Annotated in this window: 11 protein-coding genes and 2 pseudogenes; 5 read left to right on the top strand and 8 right to left on the bottom strand. The window is 67.5% G+C overall.

What is annotated here, in order from left to right:
• Window positions 1-99: 99 nt before the first annotated feature.
• On the bottom strand, window positions 100-2,790 hold the full coding sequence (locus ACZ4Z5_RS21305) for a LuxR C-terminal-related transcriptional regulator (protein WP_468264980.1): 2,691 nt from the start codon (window positions 2,788-2,790) through the stop codon (window positions 100-102).
• 1,060 nt (window positions 2,791-3,850) lie between these two features.
• Here ACZ4Z5_RS21305 and ACZ4Z5_RS21300 point away from each other — a divergent pair.
• Both ACZ4Z5_RS21300 and ACZ4Z5_RS21295 read left to right on the top strand, forming a co-directional pair.
• Window positions 3,851-4,444 carry a DUF1349 domain-containing protein gene (locus ACZ4Z5_RS21300; RefSeq protein ID WP_468264978.1) on the top strand — a complete coding sequence of 198 codons (594 nt, stop codon included), beginning with the start codon at window positions 3,851-3,853 and terminating at the stop codon, window positions 4,442-4,444.
• Window positions 4,445-4,767: 323 nt separating this feature from the next.
• On the top strand, window positions 4,768-5,379 hold the full coding sequence (locus ACZ4Z5_RS21295; RefSeq protein WP_468264976.1) for a hypothetical protein: 612 nt from the start codon (window positions 4,768-4,770) through the stop codon (window positions 5,377-5,379).
• Between the two features lie 179 nt (window positions 5,380-5,558).
• Here ACZ4Z5_RS21295 and ACZ4Z5_RS21290 read toward each other — a convergent pair whose 3' ends face one another.
• The 4 genes from ACZ4Z5_RS21290 to ACZ4Z5_RS21275 all read right to left on the bottom strand — a co-directional run bounded on the left by ACZ4Z5_RS21290 (window position 5,559) and on the right by ACZ4Z5_RS21275 (window position 13,648).
• A complete protein-coding gene (locus ACZ4Z5_RS21290) occupies window positions 5,559-6,797 on the bottom strand; it encodes an IS256 family transposase (protein WP_468264974.1) in 1,239 nt (412 codons plus the stop codon).
• Between the two features lie 416 nt (window positions 6,798-7,213).
• A complete protein-coding gene (locus tag ACZ4Z5_RS21285) occupies window positions 7,214-7,582 on the bottom strand; it encodes a hypothetical protein (protein WP_468264972.1) in 369 nt (122 codons plus the stop codon).
• A 366-nt stretch (window positions 7,583-7,948) separates the two neighbouring features.
• Window positions 7,949-9,703: a serine/threonine-protein kinase gene (locus ACZ4Z5_RS21280; RefSeq protein ID WP_468264970.1), complete on the bottom strand. Its 1,755-nt coding sequence runs from the start codon at window positions 9,701-9,703 to the stop codon at window positions 7,949-7,951.
• A 1,254-nt stretch (window positions 9,704-10,957) separates the two neighbouring features.
• Entirely contained in the window at window positions 10,958-13,648 is a 2,691-nt protein-coding gene (locus ACZ4Z5_RS21275) for a LuxR C-terminal-related transcriptional regulator (protein WP_468264968.1), read from the bottom strand.
• Between the two features lie 107 nt (window positions 13,649-13,755).
• Between ACZ4Z5_RS21275 and ACZ4Z5_RS21270 the strand changes: the two genes are divergently transcribed.
• Window positions 13,756-14,298 (top strand): recombinase family protein, encoded by a 543-nt coding sequence (locus ACZ4Z5_RS21270; RefSeq protein WP_468265050.1) that lies wholly within the window; start codon window positions 13,756-13,758, stop codon window positions 14,296-14,298.
• A gap of 383 nt (window positions 14,299-14,681) precedes the next feature.
• Here the strand turns inward: ACZ4Z5_RS21270 and ACZ4Z5_RS21265 are convergent, their stop codons facing one another.
• Entirely contained in the window at window positions 14,682-15,605 is a 924-nt protein-coding gene (locus tag ACZ4Z5_RS21265) for a hypothetical protein (RefSeq protein WP_468264966.1), read from the bottom strand.
• Window positions 15,606-15,865: 260 nt separating this feature from the next.
• On the bottom strand, window positions 15,866-16,822 hold the full coding sequence (locus ACZ4Z5_RS21260; protein WP_468264964.1) for a proline dehydrogenase family protein: 957 nt from the start codon (window positions 16,820-16,822) through the stop codon (window positions 15,866-15,868).
• Window positions 16,823-16,955: 133 nt separating this feature from the next.
• Between ACZ4Z5_RS21260 and ACZ4Z5_RS21255 the strand changes: the two genes are divergently transcribed.
• Both ACZ4Z5_RS21255 and ACZ4Z5_RS21250 read left to right on the top strand, forming a co-directional pair.
• Window positions 16,956-17,960 carry a GlxA family transcriptional regulator gene (locus ACZ4Z5_RS21255; protein ID WP_468264962.1) on the top strand — a complete coding sequence of 335 codons (1,005 nt, stop codon included), beginning with the start codon at window positions 16,956-16,958 and terminating at the stop codon, window positions 17,958-17,960.
• A gap of 102 nt (window positions 17,961-18,062) precedes the next feature.
• Window positions 18,063-18,143: pseudogene (locus tag ACZ4Z5_RS21250) on the top strand (transposase); the annotation flags it as partial.
• Window positions 18,144-18,206: 63 nt separating this feature from the next.
• On the opposite strand, the pseudogene ACZ4Z5_RS21245 reads toward ACZ4Z5_RS21250, so the two are convergent.
• Window positions 18,207-18,383, bottom strand: a pseudogene (locus ACZ4Z5_RS21245) (DUF1349 domain-containing protein); the annotation flags it as partial.
• Window positions 18,384-18,423 lie beyond the last annotated feature (40 nt).

The raw sequence follows: 18,423 nt of genomic DNA, 5'->3' as shown, positions 1-18,423 counted from the left end.
TGCGCGATCTGGCACGACGGTCAGTGCCGGGGCGTGGCGGGTGCTGATGCCTCGCAGGAACTGTGGCGGCAGGACGGCTGCCTTATCCGCCGTCGCTGCTCAGGCACCACGCTTGTCCGGGGCGACGCAGGCTCGCTCGAATCGGCCGAGCGCTCCCACGAGGTCCCGCCGACGCGTGACGCCCAGCTTGGTGTACACGCGCGAAAGGTGATTGTCGACGGTGCGCACCGACAGCACCAGGCGCGCCGCGATCTCCTTGCTCGATACGCCGTGGGAAGCCAGCAGCGCGATCTCGCTTTCCCGCTTGGTCAGGGCCACCGGGGTTCCCGCCATGCGCAGGAGCGGAGTGAGGGCGCCCTGACAGCGGTCGGCAAGAGCACCGGCGGTGCCCGCGGCTGCAGAGGCCTGTCGGGACCAGCCTCGGGTACGCAAGACCTGAGCGGCCCTGGCCGAGGCCTCAGCTGCGAGGAGTACGGCGCCGATGGCTTCCAGCTCCCGCGTTACGGCGATCAGCGCATCGGCGTCGGCCATGGCCAGACCGGCGACGAACCGGGCTCGTGAGGTGGTGAAGGGCCCGTCACACTGGTCGGCCAGCTCGTCCATCCGCTCCGTCACCGCGGTGGCTCCACCGAGACGTGCGACATCGGTGAGCAGCATGGCCTCCGAGGTGACGTTCTGACTCTCACGGGCTCGCACGGCAGCCTCGAGCAAGACGGAGCGAGCCGCCCGGAGATCCCCTTGCGCTGCCTGGAGCCACGCTGCGCCCAGACAGTCCTCACCTGTGAGTAGGGCAAAGGAAGGATGCGGGGCGAAGTTGTCCACGACCGACTCGGCGGTGGTGATGTCCCCGGCCAACGAAGCCGAGGCGGCGAGACCGGAGGCAGCGAGGGCAAGCACGATCGACATGCCCAGATCCTCGGCGACAGCGAGCGTTTCGGCGTACCAGCGACGTGCGTCAGCCGCCCGCCCGGCCAGCAGGTGGGTCCTGGCAAGCACGTAGGAGAGCCAGACCCCTGACTGGACTGCTCCCGCCGAGACGGCCATGGCATGACCACGCTCCGCGGTCTTGCGGGCCTGCTCGAGATCTCCATGGGCGGCGAACGCGAGAGTGAGCGCGGAGAGCGCTGCCGCCGGCTGAGGACGGACGGTCGCCTCCCAGGTGGGCACGTGTGCCTCGCAGATCTGCCTCCCCAGGTGTACAGCTGCGGTTGTACGGCCCATCGTCCCCAGCGCCAGGACCTTCAGGCACAGTCCGTACGACCGGATCTCTTCCTCTTGGATCTGCCCGGCGTCGGTCAGCAGGGCGAGCCCGTGCTGTGGCCGACCCGCGATGACCTGTATGGCGCCCTCGTTGACGGTCAACGCTCGCCGTATGGTGGGGTCGGCCGTCTGGGCACGTGCTTCGGCGTTGACGTCGAGCGCTTGCCGGATGCGGCCCGGGCCCCACAGAAGGTTCTGGGTGCGCCTGATCGTCAAGACGAGTCGAGACTCTTCTCCTACCGTGTGCGCGGATGCGTCGGCGAGGAGGACTTCTGCTTCCTCAAAGCGACCGAGTTCGCACAATGCCTCCCCGGCGAGCAGTTGAGTAGCCACATTGCGCTGCTCCTGGGGGAGCATGTCCAGAAGCGTCAGCGCCTTGGCGTGGTCCCGGCTGTGATGGGCCGTCACGGCAGCTTGTGTGATGCTCTCCGGATCTGCGGTACCCGTCGTTGCCATTTGCCAGGTCGCCTTGCGCACCGGGTCCTCTCGCCGCCGCGCTCCGCAGGTGCTGACCCGTTCGGTGAGAGCGGACAGCAGCGTGTGGCGCACGGCGGTCGGCAGGTGCTCCCGGAGCACCTGTCCGAACAGGGGCTGGGTCAGTGACACGGCGGTTCTGCGACCGTCAGACCGCACCCTGACGATGCCGGCGGCCTCGAGCTCATCCAGGGCTTCAGCATGGGCCAGGCTTGTCAGGTCATTCAGGCTGAGCGGTTGTCCAAGGGCCAAGAACTCCAGGATGCGCCGCCCTTCTGCACCGAATCCGTCCAGCTGCTCCTCGATACGGTCGGCAAGCCATGGCGTCCCGGTGAGCGGTCCCGTGAGCCGCCAGACTTCACCGCTGCGCGTGAGACGTCCGGCTTTCAAAGAGCTGCACACCAGTTCCCGCAGTATCCGCAGATCGCCCCCACTCGTCTCGTGCAGCAGGAGACTCGTACGATGCTCCACGGGGCCACCGAGAGCGGCGGTGACAATCGACTCGCTATCGCGGTGATCCAGAGGCGCCAACTCGATCCGCGTGGTGCTGTCCACGTTGTCCAGAGCCGAGACCGCTGCAGACGGGCCTTCTCCGGTGCGCGCGGTTGCCACAAGGAACAGCGCTCCCGCGTGGCACAGGCCGGCGAGCAGTGTCGCAGACGGCGAGTCGAGGAGATGGAGATCGTCAAGCAGCAGAACGTATCTGCCGCGACGCCCTCCGCCGCCCAGCGCGGCAGATGCATGATGAACGGCGGCTGGAGCGTCGGAGAGGTCCAGGCCGGGCGGGAGAAGGTGGGCGATCGCGCCCAGCGGGATGGCGGCAGCCGCCCTCGTCGCCGTCGCTCTGCCACCGCGACGGCCGGACTGCATGGCCCCGGCCCAGACCACCTCAGCCAGTCGTGACTTTCCCACCCCGGCGATGCCGCGGATGACGATTCCTTGGCATCGTGGCGAACTCAGTGCTGTGCGAGCGGCGTCAAGCTCTGCTTCACGGCCGACATAGGGCCACTGCCCTGTCACCGGATCCGACTGAAGCCGTGCGGACAAGGTTGCCATGCTCCTTGGATTGATTCGGCTGAGTACGTTCAGAGCGCGGCGCGATCTCCGTTGGACGCTTCCCAGGCTTCCGGTGGCGCCGATGACCAAGACGGTCTTCCTCGTGGTGAGTCCTCGTGAGGCTGCGGCTCTTGTGCGCCCTGCACGGGTGGGACGAAACAGAGGACGGCGATGTGACAACCGTCTGTCCCGGTCCGTGCCGCGGCCCCACCCCGTCGACGAGTCCTCGTGCTTGGGCGTATCGGCGAGGCGGAGGAATGTCTCCCTGCCGACAGAGGCGTTTCATTCGTCTCGGTGGGTCGCGTGATGGATTCGGGGGAGACGCTCCCAGCCTTCGGCGCGGACACTATGAAGCGTGATCGACAGGTCGTTCGTGGCGAAATCGTCGGCATGGCTCTCAAACGCGGGGCTCATTCTTCATGATCCTTACAGCAGTTCTCCTGATTCGGGTGAGGCATCAAGTCGGTGGTATTCAGGCGAAGCGTGCCAACTGCTCGGCGAACGGTTCCCACGGTGGCCTGAGGCGGCGTGGCAAGCATCAGGGAAACCCCCAACACTGACCCCGAGGTCTCGTGGCTGCCGTCCCCATGCTCTCGGCGCCCCAGATCGTGCGTCCGTCGCGGACGCACGTCCGAGTCGGGAAGAGCCATATGCACACCCGCCAGGCGCACGCGCAGGTGGGTCAGTGAAACGAAGAGCGTCACCTACGTTACTCAACGTAGCGCAGCGTGAAAGCCGCCATGCGTCGAGGCGACAGGCACATGTTGGGGGTGACCCTGATGCCTTGCATCCCCTGGGAGCGCAGGGTGTGGACGGCCGACAAGCCGGCACGGACTCGGCCCCTGGTTGAAGTCGCCTTCCTTGTCGTCTCTGAGATCGTGACCGACCCCTGCCGCAAACGCGGAAGGCCTCGAGGGCCTGAGGGAACTGGTGCGGCGGAACACTCCTGCGCGGGGCGATGACGACCCCACCGGAGAGGCAGGGGCTGTAGCGCCGGAGGATCGGCGGGGCGTAGCGGGCGTCATGCCGGCCCCAACGACTGACTCGAACCGGAGACGAGATGACTGGAATACGGCGGGTGGCCTGGACTCAAGGGGCATGGCTGAACCGCCCCCCGTTCGTGGCCGAGGACGACGGCGATCTGATTGTCAGCACGGCCAGTGGCGGCGACTTTTGGCGTCACACGTCCTACGGATTCGTCCGGGACGACGGGCATGCGCTGCTCAGGGATTTCCCTCTTGACACGGCCGTGGAAGTCACCTTCAAGACTGACCTCGAAGCTCTCTACGACCAGGCTGGGCTCATGATTCGCGTGAACGACGAGGTGTGGACAAAGGCCGGACTGGAGTTCACGGACGGTCTGGTCCATGTTGGGGCAGTGGCTACCCGCGACGTGTCCGACTGGTCATTGGCTCCTGCCCCTGATTGGGCGGGAAAGTCAGTGACCGTCCGCGCCAGCCGTTCTGGTGACGCGCTGATCATTCGAGCGCGCGCTGCGAACGAACGTTGGCGACTCATACGGGTGGCGCCCCTCGAGCCCGATGCCATGGCGGCGGCGGGTCCGTTCTGCTGTTCACCGCAGCGCGGCGGGCTGACGGTCCGATTCACCGGCTTTGACGTGGGTCCGGCCGACAGGGCGTTGCACAGCTCCTGAGCGCGCCTGCGCTGCCCGGCATCGCCGGGCAGGCGCATTCTCATTCGCAGGGCCCGTCGTGCTGTCGTGTAATCAGCGTCATCCCGTTGAGCGGGTGCACGGGCTCCAGTTGAGTAACACATGCTCATCAGTTCGGGATTGGTCTCCGGCAGGCTCGTCACTCAGCAGAAGCGCGTCAGGGATCGCTTCTGTATCAGGCAAATCAAACCTATGGAGGAGCCTTGAGAACCCGTGTCATGGCCACCGCAATGGGGGCCACTGCCGTCCTTTGTGTCGCAGGCGCTCAGCCGGTCCTGGCTGCAGACCAGCCTAGTGACAGGGAGGTGGCCACTGCCATCCAGCATGCCGTCAACGGCAAGGCCACGGCGGCCGACCTTGAGATCATCAAGAACGATGCGCAGCTGTCCAGGTCTGTTCCGGTTTCGCTGGAACGGGGAACGCCGACGGTCACGAAGGCCGCAGCGCCGACCGGGAAGACTGCGGCAGCCACCCGAATGTCCGCGACCGTGAACTCAGCTGATCTCGCGAGCTTCCAACAGATGTGTCGCTCGGTGGACTATCCGCTCACACTGTGGAGCTACCTGGGGACCAAGATCTACACCTGGCACCACAAGTTCTCATGGTGCACGGCGAACCAGGTCTCCGGGAACGAGGCGACTCGGGTCATCACCTACGGTCCCTACGATCGACTGGATTACTTCACCGACAAGTCCTCCGTCGTCTACCCGCAGGGCCTGCTCACCGACGCGGTGTTCGCGCCTGTGGGCAGCCCGGTGAACTCCTGGAGCGGCTACGGATCTCCCTACTACTCGCACATGGCGCGCTCCGTGAATCTCTGCTTCGCGCAGTGGTCGTGTTACGCCAGCAATCTGCCGCAAAGCAAGCTCGCCATCGGAAGGGACAGTGTGTGGCCTCAGATCGCTTCCGCGGGGTGATCTTCTAGCTCTGTCGGAATGGGCTTTCCGCCGTCGGCTCCAGCACGCCTAGCAGCCCCTTTCACCTCTCATCGGCCCACGGGCGGCCGCCCCTGTAATCGTCCTGCGGGGCCGGGGGCATCCAGGTCACGTCCGCTGGAGTGGTGTATCGACGGCCACTCGGTGATCTCGTTTTGAGGCTATGCGGTGAGTTCGGTCGGGATGGTGGGTTCGTCGGTTTCTGACTCGATCGGGTGGAGTCGGGCCTTGGCGAGGAGCTCGCGGCCCATGTAGCGGCGGGCCTCGGTCCACTCGTCGTTCTGCTCGGCCAGGACTGCCCCGACGAGCCGGATGACGGCGGTGCGGTCCGGGAAGATCCCGACCACGTCGGTGCGGCGGCGGATCTCCTTGTTCAGCCGCTCCTGCGGGTTGTTCGACCAGATCTGCCGCCAGATCTCCCGCGGGAAGGCGGTGAAGGCCAGCAGGTCGTGCTGGGCGGCGTCCAAGTGGGCAGCGGCCTTGGGGAACTTGGCCTCCAGCGCGTCCAGGACGTGCCGCATCTGTGCTTGGACCGCGTCGGTGTCGGGCTGTTCGAAGACCGTCCGCAGCAGCGTGGTCACCCAGGGCTGGGCCGACTTCGGCTCCTGGCTCAGCAGGTTCCTCGCGTAGTGGGTGCGACAGCGCTGCCACGACGCACCGGGCAGCACTGCGCCGATCGCATCCACGAGGCCGGCGTGGGCGTCGGAGATGACGAGCTGGACGCCGGAAAGGCCGCGGGCGATCAAGGAGCGCAGGAAAGCGAGCCAGCCGGCGCCGTCTTCGGCGGTAGCGACGTCCAGGCCGAGGATGTCGCGGTGGCCGTCGGCGTTGACGCCGACCGCGATCAGCGCGTGGACGTTGATAATCCGGCCGCCCTCGCGGACCTTCTGGGTGAGCGCGTCGACCCGGACGAACGAGTACGGGCCGGCCTCCAGGGGCCGGTTGCGGAAGGCGGCGACCTGCTCCTCCAGGTGCTCGGCCATCGCGCTGACCTGGGACTTCTTCAGTTGTGTCACCCCAAGGGACTCGGCGAGCTTCTCGACCCGGCGGGTGGAGACGCCGAGCAGGTAGGCGGTGGCGACCACCGAGATCAGGGCCTGCTCGGCCCGGCGGCGGCGCTCGAGAAGCCAGTGCGGGAAGTAACTGCCCTGCCGCAGCTTGGGAACGGCGAGCTCGACGGTCCCGGCGCGGGTGTCCCACTCGCGCGGGCGGTAGCCGTTGCGGTGATTGACCCTCTCGTCGCTGACCTGCCCGTATTCGACGTTGCAGAGGGCGTCAGCCTCGCCGGACATGAGGGCGTCGGCGAACGTCTTGATCATCGCGCGCAGCAGATCGGGACTCGCCGCGGCGAGATTCTCCTCGGCGAGGGCGTGCAGGGGCAGACTGTCGGGTGCGGTCATCGTGCTGATCTCCTTCGAGCTTCGACATCTCGAAGATCAGCCGGTGGCCGTTCTCATATCCGAGCCCTCACTCCGACGCCAGGCCAAACGCCCGGATCAGGTGGGAACCCGTAGACCACTTCCCAAGACGCAACCCACCCCGAACCGACAGCAGCGGAGTGCCGACCAGTGCCTGGCCACTTCAGACCAGAGCCCGTTCATCCGCATGGAGCCGAGCACCTTCCCCCGGGTACGCCGACGAGGGACACTGCGGCCGACGGGGGAATGGGGGTGGGCCGCACAGGTCGCGTGGCCGCCGCCCCGCACGGGTCACGGGATGGCGCTGCCCCGCGGGGCGGTGCGGCCTCACAGCCAGACCAGCCAGCCGCATGGCGAACGGCGGCTCGGTCCCCTGAACGCGGCGAGAGACACGGGTCTCAGCGGCAGCGGTAGGCGAAGGATGCCGAGGCCGTGTGCGGTGTGGGGGACAGGATGTCGACGACGGCGCGGGCCTGCTGTGTCCCCCGGCCGTCGAAGCTCCAACGCAGGATGAGCCGCGCTTCCTCTTGGCCGGTTGAGACGGACTGGGACAGCGCTCCGGACACGGTGCCGTCGCTGCGCACCCAGCGGTAGCGGATCACGCCGGGGGCACCGTTGGTCCTCGCCGTGGCGACGACCTCGGCGGTGCCGTCGCAGCCCACCTCGGTCGGCTCGGCATGGACGGTGACCCCGGTGACAGCCGGCTCCGGCGAGGCGCGCAGCCAGAAGACGAGCGCGGTCACGGCGCCGGCAAGCAGGATCGGCACTACCCACCGCCGTATCCTCGAGCTTTTGGGGCGCCGATGCGCAGGGCTGACCGAAGGCCCCTCCCGCCAGACAGTGGTGACCGGGTCGTTGCCCCGTTCCTCGTCGGGCAGGCGCAGCGTCGGCCCCTCTCCGTGGCCGTCAGGGTTCAGGGGGTACACACCCGTCTTCCACACCGTCGTGGCTGTCGAGACCTCGACGTTGGGCGGGGCGGCGGAGCCGCTGGAGCCGATGCTCCAGCCGGTCGTCAGGTACTCCGGGCCGTCGTCGGAGGGGCCTTGCGGCGGCGGATGCGCCGGACAGAGACCAAGGCGCTGTGTGGGCCAGTCGTGGGAATCTTGCATCGCAGCCAACTCCAGGTACGGCGTTCAGCCCAGCTCGGGCAATTCGATGATGCAGGCGAGTGCGTCCGTGTCCTGATACGCCTGGCCCGATGCGGCCCCTGGTGTGGTGGATACCCGCAGGCCCCAATGCCGCGGGCATCTGTCGGAACGGAACGTGTGCTGATAGGAGAGAGTGTAGGAGGTGCGTCCCGAAAGGACGTGGGTCTCTGTGACGCCGTCCTGCTCCCCCGGGGTGCCGCTCACGTCGCTGTTGTACCAGGTCAAGGCGAGGGTGACCGGTTCGGTGCTGGTCGTGGTGACGGTGAGCCCGGCGTCAGCCGCCCGCCCCGAGGCCGCTCGCAGGGAGGTGATCTCCGCACCCGTGACGGCCAGGGAGTCCCTCTCTGGCGTCGGCTGTCCCGTGGTGCTGCTCGTCTCTGCCGGAGCGGTGGTGTCCGTGGAGGATGCCGAGGACTCTCGGGGTTGGGCCGCCTCGTCGGGGATGCCTCCCCCCACGGGGACCGCACCCGCTGCGCCCGAGGAAGACCCGGAAGGAGCGGATACGGAGGGGGACGTCGAGGAGGTGGTTCCTGATGCCTCCGCGGAGGGGCCCGTACCGGACGGCGACGGGTCCTCGTCGGTCACCGGCGCGGTAGAGGACTCGGGTGGCGACGACGACGCCACCTGCGTGGAGGAGCCACCGCCCACCACGACGGTCGTCAACGCGGCCACCCCCAGAAGCACCCCGGCGCCCACGAGCGCGGGGACACGCAGGCGACGTCCCGTCATGGCGCTGCGGCCGGGAAGGACGCTGTGATCCTCGGCCGGGTGTCCGGGATACCTGCCGAACCGCCGGCCGTCCCCACCATCCTCCGGCCCCTCGAGTTCGGTGGTGGCAAGCGACGTGGTCGCTGTCTCGCCCCCGCCCTGGTACAGCTGGGACAACCCCAGCGCCAACCCGGCGGTGCACAGCGCGAGCGTGCGGCGACCCCGCTCGTGCCAGTCATCCCCATAGGCCGCCGCGGCCAACTCCTCCAGTTCGGCCAGGAAGTCCGCCGCTGACGCCGGCCGGTCCACCGGCCGCTTGGCCATACCGCGCACGACCAGGGGACGCACCGGCTCGGGGGCGGCATGGGCTGGTACCTCCGCAGACAGGTGCTGCACGGCTACCTCCGCCAGATGCCGACCGTGGAAAGGCCGCGACCCCGTCAGGCACTCGAAGAACGTGACGGTGGCGGCGTACACATCCGTGGCCGGGGAGGCCGCCTGCCCCTGCCACTGCTCGGGCGCCATGTACATCGGGGTACCCGCACCCGCGGGGGTGCTCCCATCGCGGGCCGCGATCCCGAAGTCCACGAGCTTTGACACGCCATCGACCGTGACCAGCACGTTCTCGGGCTTGTAGTCACGGTGTACGATCCCTGCGTCGTGTGCGGCCGAGAGACCGAGCAGAGAGCCCTTGAGTACCGCCAGGGCGGCTTCTGGGCTGGTGGCTCCCTCCTGCCGGAGCAGCGTTCGCAGTGACGGGCCGTCAATCAGCTCCATCACCAGCGCGGCGCCGTCCTCGCTCTCCACATACTGGTGGAAGCGAACCACGTGCGGAGACCGCAGATCCCTGAGCAGTCCCGCCTCGGCGCGGAAGGCCTCGAGAAAGTGGGCTTCCTCCGCCAGGCGCGCATCGAGATACTTGATCGCCACCAGGCCACCCGTGGACTGGTCGACGGCCATCACGACGCGTCCGCTGCCACCGGACCCCAATTCACGAGTCCCGACAAACCCGGGGATGGACCAAGAGTTCACGATGTGCCTTCTGCCTTTCTTCACTTCGCCCCGTGGCGGGCGCGGCGGGCCCCCTGGTCCCGTCGCGGTGATGGAGGCCGACGGGCACAGGGAACCGGATCAGTCTCATCGCCTGCCCGCGGGATCACATGAGTGATCGTTACTCACTTTTCGGCGAGCCGGACGGTAGGTAGCCGGCGCAGCCAAGGGTTGGGGCCGGGCATGATGGGAAGAGGGCGCTTCTGGTGCAGCCGCCCAAGGCGCCGGCCCGTCACCAGATCAGGAAGCGGCGGTGCACGGTCGACTTCGATGCTCCTGGAACACGGTGGAAGGGCCGGCAAGGGCCAATGCCGTTGCGTTATGGGTCCGAGGCGGCTGGGGTGTGGATGACGATGGCTTCAGCCGGTGTCGTGGTCGGCTGGGGCTGGTGTCCCTGCTCGGGTCTCTTGAGTCGGTGGTGGGACATTTTGCTTTTCACCACGCGAGGCTGGCTGTGGAGTCGGCGTTGTGGCAGAAGCGGTGCCAACAGGTCGTCGCGGAGCCGCACCAGCGCGGTAACCGGTTGCTCAGGCGGAAGATCCCTGATGAAGCGGTAACGCTGCGGCGGGCGGCCCGCAGGGTGTCGGTGAACCTCGGCGCGCCTTCGGGCGCAGCCGCCACTACCCCGTCCATCGCACGGAATGCATACCCGAATCTCCGGTAACCAAGGATGGGGAACCCGTATCGGGACCGGACGATGGCTGGTCCGAGCTGAGTGCGTCTGGAGGCCGCTCTACGCGGTGAGTTCCGGCGGGGGACGCCGTACCGGACGTCGCTGAAGACGTCGTATTGGCCTGCGGGGCCAGCCGGGTACGGGCGGATGGCCGGACCCGAAAGGGTGCTGACGGAGGCCAGGTGAGCTTGTGGAGAGACGAAGAGAACGATGCCGGAACCGAAGGACAAGTTAGACGCCATGGCGAACGTGCAGGCGCAAGCCGACGCGGACGAGATGGCGAACGGACCGGAGGGCGACGTTCTCGAATGGCGCGACATCAACTGGCGCGCCACATCGAGTGGCCCGGACATAGCTGTAGTCGATCACGCCCGGGACCAAGTCCAGCTGCTTGGCGAACCGAAGCTTCGCCAGCAGGACGGCGTGAGGTCTGTCTCACACGCCGGCCTCGTTCCACGTGGCAAGCCGCCGCCAGCAGGTCATCCCGGACCGGTCTCTACCGCAGGGTGGAGGTGGCCGTACCCAACGCGGGGGCACTGCTTGTGATCGGGTGCGCGATTCAGTCACCGACGTCGGGCCCCCGCGGTCTTCCCCAGCCGTTCCGCGAGCTCCCGGCGGTTCGTGATGCCAAGCTTCGCGTAGACACTCTGCAAGTGGTTGTCCACGGTGCGGACCGAGAGGGTCAGACGGGCCGCGATGTCCTTGCTGGTGAGGCGCTGGGACGCCAGCAGGGCGATCTCCATCTCCCGGGAGGTCAGCGGCGTTGGGGTCTGCGCCGCCAGGAGTGCTGGTGTCCTTGCACCTTGGCATCGCTCTGCACAGGCCGCTGACGTGGCGGAGGCTGCGGCGGCGCGGCGCAGGTCTCCAGCCCGTTGCCACAGCGTTGCTGCGGTGCTCGCCGCTTCGGCGGCGAGCAGGTCCGCGCCCTGTTGCTCGAGATCCGCCGCCACATCGATGAGCGCGGCCGGGTCCTCGGCGGCCAGTGCCGCGGCGAACCGGGAGCGGAGGGCGACGAACGGAGTGTCGTGGCCCGATCCGGCCAGTTCCTTGAGCCGGCCCGCTGCCTCCCACGCCCCATCGAGCCGGGCCAGCTCGGTGAGGAGAATGGCCTCGGTCCCGTGGAGGCGTCGTTCCTCGGCGTCACCGGCGGCCGCCCTGAGGAGCGCGCGCCCCCGGCTCAGCTCGCCTTGGGCGATATGCACCCAGGCTTCGGCGATGCGCTCCTCCGGAAAGTCCACCTGGCGCGGGATACCCCGGTACTCCTCCAGGGCCGAGTGGGCGGCCTCGACATCGCCCTGCATGGCGGCGGACGCGGCCAGTCCCGCCGTCGCGATGGACCGGGAGATCATGGTGTACGAGCGGAGTGCCCGGAGGACCTCTGCGAACCACCGGCGTGCGGATGCCAGGTGACCGGCGAACAGCTCGGCGCGGCCCATGTGCAGGGCCACGAGCGTGCGCTGGAGGTACGCAGGGGTTCTGGTGAGCTCTTCGTACACCCGCTCGCCGAGTGCGCGAGCCTCGGTCAGCCGGCCGCTCTCCGCCAGCGCGAGCACACGCAGGGACTGGATGGCTGAGGGGTCCGTGGCCAGCGAGTACTGCTCGCTGTCGGCTTGCTCGCACACGACCAGGGCTCGTTCCGCCCAGACCAGTGCCTCGGGACCGCGCCCGAGGAATGACAGCACCATCGACTTGGTGGTCGCGGCCATCAGCCACCTCGGCAGGTCGGGCACCGCTGTGCCGTCGCTCTCCACGTCTCCCAGCAACGCGAGGCTGCCGTGGAAGTCGAGCCCGCTGAACCTGATGCTGGCCTCGTTGGCCGCCAGCATGCGCAGGCCGCACCGGCCGGTCACCCGATCGCGAGCGGCGTCGTTTGCGGCCAGCGCGCGGTCCATGGCCGACCCCAGACCCCAGATCAAGTTCTGGGTGCGGACCAGCGCGACGGCCAGCGCCTCGTGCTCACTGTGGGCGAGGGCGTCGGCCCGCGCTAGAGCGGTGTCAGCCTGTGCCGCCTCGGCCATCTCGAAGAGCGTCTTGCCGAGCAGCAATTCGACCTGCCAGGTGCGGTGCTCCTCCGGCACCGCGTGCAGGAAGTCCAGCGCCCGGGGGTGGTCGCGGGCGTGGACGGCGATAGCGGCCGCCTGCACCAGCAACAAGGGATCGGCGGTACCGGTCGCCGCCAGCCGGTACGACGCCAGGTGCATGGCATCCTCCCGGCGGCGGGCCCCCGACTTCTCCAGCATCTCCGCCTGACGCAGCAGGATTTCCCGGCGCCTCAGCATGGGCATGTCGGCGCGCAGCACCTCTCCGTACAGCGGATGCGCAAGCCTCACCGAGGTCCGCCGCCCGTCCCGGACCGCAACGATCAGTTCGGACCGCTCCATCGAGTCCAGGACGCCCGGCTCCACGTCGACCGTCAGACGTTCGAGGGACAACGGCTCGCAGAGCGCGATGGTGTCCAGCACCTGGCGGCCGGAAGGGGAGGCTCCGCAGAGCCGTCGGCGGATGAGGTCCGTCAGACGGCTGCCGACCGGTATCTGGTCGCAGGGCGTCATCGCCCAGAGTTCGCCATTGCGGACGAGCTGGCCGGCGGCCATCATGCCCTGCAGCAGCTCCCGTAGGTAGAGGGCGTTCCCACCACTCGCGTCATACAGGGACTGGAGGGCGAGCCGCTGCACGGGCCCGCCGAGCACCGTCTGGAGCAGGATCTCGACGTCGTCCCTGCCGAACTCCGCCAGTTCCACCGGGTGCGCCGCATCGCCCTGAGCCAGCGCCTCCACTGCGTCCCCGGCAGGCGTTCCTGAGCGCACCGTTCCCAGCAGGAAGATCACCCGGGCGTCGATCATCTGCCGCAGCAGCATCGTCGACGCCCGATCCAGCAGATGCAGGTCGTCGACGAGCACGACGAACCGGGAAGGAAGATGGGAAGGTTTCGCACAGGTCTGGGAGAGCAGTCGGGCCGTCGCCGTGAAGCCGGACACGGGATCGGACAGATCCACCCCGTCGGGCACCAGGTGGGCGATGGCCCCCAGCGGCACCTCGGCCCCGGCGGCCGTGGCCACAGCCCTGCGGGTCGCGTACCCGGCGGCCTCCGCACGTGCCAGGCACTCCTCGGCGAGCCTCGTCTTCCCTACCCCGGCCGCACCAAAGACCACGAACCCGGAGCACCCAGGGTCCGCCAACACCTTGTCGAACTCGGCCAGTTGCCGCTCACGGCCCACCAGCGGCCACCGCCGTGGCTGCACCTGCGCGCTCATCGTCTCCCCCCGCTGCCGCAACGCCCATGCCGCGGACACTGCCGGTCGCGTCGAGGAGTGGCCGCTGAAGGCCGGCACCAACGGTTCCCGTACGTCTCGCTACCGGGATCTTCTTCGAGAAGATCTCCACCCGCGCCACCCAGCGCCCCGAACTGGACAAGGCCGTCGCGCTCGCCAGCGAACTGCGTGCCTCCGGGGTGCGCGTCACGCTCGTCGTCCACAAGGACAAGCGGCTCGGCCGCGGCATCGAACTGGCGACCCTGGCCGAGGAACTGAAGGCGAGTGACGTCGGCGTGGGGTTCCTCACCGGTGAGCTCCAGGGCTCGCACGACCCCTCCGTCATCGTGTACACCGTGCTGGCTGCCCTGCCCGGCATGGAACGCGAGTACATCCGCGACCGCCACCCTCGAAGGCCACGAGTCCGCCCGCAAGCGCGGCAAGACCATCAGCGGCGCGGGCGTCACCAACGACCAGATGCTCTCCATGGCCCTCCACCTGCGCGAGCAGGAGATGAGCCTGCGCGACATGCCGCCCGGCTCGTCATCACCACGGGCAAGAAGAAGGGACAGCAGCCCTCGCCCGCAACCGTCATGCGCATGCTGCGTGAACACGACGGGCAGACGGCCGCAGATGGAGCCAACCCGCGGTGAACTACGGCTCCAAGACATGCTGCTTACGCTTCCGGCTGCACCTCGGCCCCGGCCCTCATCAGGCGACGCCGGATCATGATCGTTCATTAGCGTTCAATCCAGCAGCATTACCGGCGGACCCGCTCACCACCCACATGCGTAGCGGCGTAGCACCAAGAGCAGGATTAAATTTCCTCCTGCCATGCAGTCGAGGGCTCCGGCCATCGCCACATCACCCCGCCGCACACAGCGCAATCCACGAGCGCATCCTCACACGCTCACGCACACAGCCACTAACCCCTGACCGGCCGCGACTTACCAAACCCTCCCGCCGGGACAAAACACTCTTTTAGGGATCATTGACGAAGAGTCGCGGCCCTCATCGTCCGGACTTTCTGATCCCGTCAGCTGTTCCGGGCTGCGGCGAGGAGCCCACGGAACTCCGAGATGAGAAATCGGGTTGAAGGGCCGTCATCGACAGAGAGGTTCAAGGTTGACGCTTCGGCAGAACCGAGCCAAGCTGAGAAGATCCCGAGATGCGGACCCAGTACTTCCTCACCGAACCGAGATTCGTTCAGAACTGTTTGCTGGAGGCTTGCGACGTATGCCCTCGCCTCACCGCTGCCGGTCACATACAGGATCAAGACCAGTTTCTCAGTAAGGACGCACACCTCGATGAGTGACTGATACTGAGTCTCGCACCTTTCAAAGCGTGTTTCGAAGCAGAGTTTGGCCTGATTGCGGAGATCTCCTAGCGAATACCTGTGTACTGCATCTTCCAACAGGGTGAGCACGCTCCCGTCAAAATCCGGAAGCTCGCACAGTCGCGAGAACCGCTTCCTTGGCTTCCCTGCCGCCTCAGTGGCAGGAATACCGGACAACAGTGCTTCAATCCCCATTATTGCCAATTCCCGGTTGTATCGCAGCTTAAGGAAAGTAGGCAACGCGCCGACAGCGAAAAGCGCCGTTCCCACCAACAGGGCGATCGGATCTCCATGCTCAACGCCGGCTGACAGAAATCCAAAGCCGAGAGCAGCAGGGATCATAACAGGGACGACAGAGAGTGCCCCGGCGAAGAAAACTGAGAAGAGCACGCTGCAGAGCACACCGAGGGCGAGACATACCGGAAAAACCGCCAGCCATTGCCCATCTGAACCACTAAGAAGATGGAATACGAAGGAGGCGAGTGCATAGCCGCCGACCATGTACAGCAGCAGAACTATTGCTCCGCCAAGGGCGATGAGTTTCGATTTCCTCATATGGATGGCACATTCCCTCTTGGACGTTCGTGAATAACTACTGTCACCCATGCGTATGTCGAGTTTCATGAGTAATGGATACTCAACCTCGATTCTTCAGCGGCCGTGAATGCATGACCGTGCCGCCGGTTCGCCCTGTTTGTTCCGCGTAATCGCGGGCGGCGCGCTTGATCTCTGCATAGAGAACAGAAATGATCACGCGTTCGACAGTGAGGCAGCAGCGGCCGGATCTGTCGTTGCGGTGGATCGGCTCTGGCTGCCGGGTCGCTGGCGCTTCGCAGGGCGGTGTGCTGAGGAGTGTTGACGTGAGCCCGGATCGGGTGGTCTGGTCATGCGGACGCGTCGACCAGGGCTTGGAGCAGGCGCTGGGGGTCTTCGGCGATGCGGTTGCAGACGTAGAGCCACCATTCCGTGCCGAAGACGATGTACTCCCGGGTGGGGTGGCCGCGCTCGGCCATGGCCTGGAGGCGGTCGGGCCCGAGGCCGAGGAGGGTCTCGAACTCCCAAGCATCGGAATCGTGACCCTTCCCTCCGAGGTGCTGGTCAACGCGGTTGATCAGATCCCAGTCGTGGGTGGCGAAGGAGCACAGATGGCCCGAGTCGGCCAACTGTTGCGCGTACGCAAGATAGGCGGCGGTCAGGGCCGGGGCCTCGCGCGGGTGGGCGATGGCCTCAGGTTCGAGGAAGGCGCCCTTGACCAGGCGGATGCGGCCGGGACGGGAAAGCAGCTCCGGCAGGTCGTCTGCGGTGCGATATAGGCGTGCCTGGACAGTGATGCCCACATGATCGAACCGCTCGCACAGCTTGCGGTGCAGGGCAAGCACCTCGTCGGTACGGTTGGAGCCTTCAGCCGAGATCACCATCTCCCGCCCGGTGTCGGCGGTGGCCTGGGCGATGCGGGAGGCGTTGGCAAGGGCAAGCTCCGCATCGACGGCCAGGCCGATGTGGGACAGGTCCAGGGAGATCGAGCACCCGGGTGGCAGTAGCCGGGCCGCAGAGAGGAACGTGTCGGTCTCTTCCGTGGCTCGCCGCGGGTCACGGCAGCTCTCGCCCATGTACTCGACGTTCACGCGGTGGCCGACAGCCAGGACCTGCTGCGCCCGGTCCAGGGCGTCGGGCAGGGTTTCACCGGCCACGTACCGCCGCGCAACTTTGCGGGCCAGAGGGCCCAGGATCGGGTCACCTGGGACACGCCACTTCAGCTCCTCGTCTAGCGCGAGCCCACGTAGGACTTGGGCAGCCTGTGACGAGAGGGCGGCGTTGGTGGCGGGGATCTGCGTGGTCATGCGCTGTGCCTAGCTGTTCGCGGGAGGGATGAACGCCTGCGAGCCTTCCAGACCGGTGCTCCCACCTGAGAGTGGCAGAGACGACAGGTAAGCTGAAATTCCTGCCATTGCCGTAAGAGGGGATCGGGAACCGATGCTTCACGACGTCGCCGTCCTGGCCCTCCAGGGTGCCCACGCATTCGAGCTGGGCGTGTTCTGTGAGGTCTTCGGGATCGACCGCAGCGACGATGCGCTGCCCGTGTACGACTTCGCTCTTGTCTCGGCCACCGGCGACAGCGTGCCGACCCGCCACGGCTTCGAGGTGCGGGCCCGGCACGGCCTGGAGCGGCTGGCCTCGGCGGACCTCATATGCGTCCCCGCCTACGACCTCAATGTGCACCAGCCGGACCACCTGACCGAGGACCTGCGGGCTGCTGTGAAGCGTGGCGCTCGGGTCCTGAGCATCTGCACCGGGGCCTTCCTCCTGGGCGAGGCCGGGCTGCTCGACGAGCAACGCTGTACCACGCACTGGCGCTACACCGACGAACTCGCCCGCCGCCACCCGCGTGCCGGGGTCGAGTCGGACGTGCTCTACGTCGACGAGGACCCGATCATCACCGGCGCCGGCACCGCCGCCGGCGTCGACACCTGCCTCCACCTCATCCGCAAGGAGCACGGCAGCGCCGTCGCCAACGCAATCGCCCGCCGCATGGTCACACCCCCACACCGTGACGGCGGCCAGCACCAGTACCGCCAACGCCCCCTCCCCCGGGAGGGGACCGGGTCCCTCGCCCCTGTCCTGGCCTGGGTGGAAGCCAACCTCGACCAGGACCTGACCGTCGACGCAATGGCCTACCGTGCCCACCTCTCCCCACGGACCTTCGCCCGACGCTTCCGTCAGGAAACCGGGACCACACCACTGCAATGGCTGACCGGACAGCGAGTCCTGCTCGCGCAGCACCACCTGGAGACCACAGACGACCCAGTAACCGCGATCGCCCACCGCACAGGCTTCGGCACCGTCGACAACCTCCGCCACCACTTCGCCCGACACCTCGGCACGACGCCCCAGGCATACCGGCGCGCGTTCAGGACCCTGCCCACCAGCCGACGATCCGCGCCCCTCACAGTTTCACAATGGCCGCGCAGTACTGACTGATCGCTGTCCGGTCTTGAGAACAGAACCAGGTCGGCAAGCCCGTCACTCACCGTGACTACACGTCAGTGGCCCAGACGCTGCGCACCGCTCAAGATCGAAGACCCCGTCTCCCACGCCATGCGCGAGCTGATCGCCGAGCGCGAGTGGCTGACGGTGTTCCTGCTCCCCGCCTACTCGCCCGACCCGCGTGTCGCCGGAGCGGCTGGCGCGCACGGTGACGGGCTTGCCGGCCCACTCGGTGACTGGGGCCAGCGACCAGTCCGAGGTGTCGTGGGTAACCACGGCCCCCAGATGCGGGGTGCCGTCCGTCGCCTCGACGCCCGCCTTCACCCAGGTCCGCTCGTCCACGCGGACCATCACCCCGGCCTGGTCGTACAGGGCAGTGAGGTCGGCTTCGAAGGTCACTTCGACCGCGGTGCCCACCGGGAATCCGGCGAGCAGGGCGTGCCCGTCGTCGCGGATG

Source organism: Streptomyces sp. NPDC030222, from assembly GCF_055573115.1.
The sequence above is the reverse complement of the archived record's forward strand: the minus strand, read 5'-3'. Positions and strand labels throughout refer to the sequence as shown.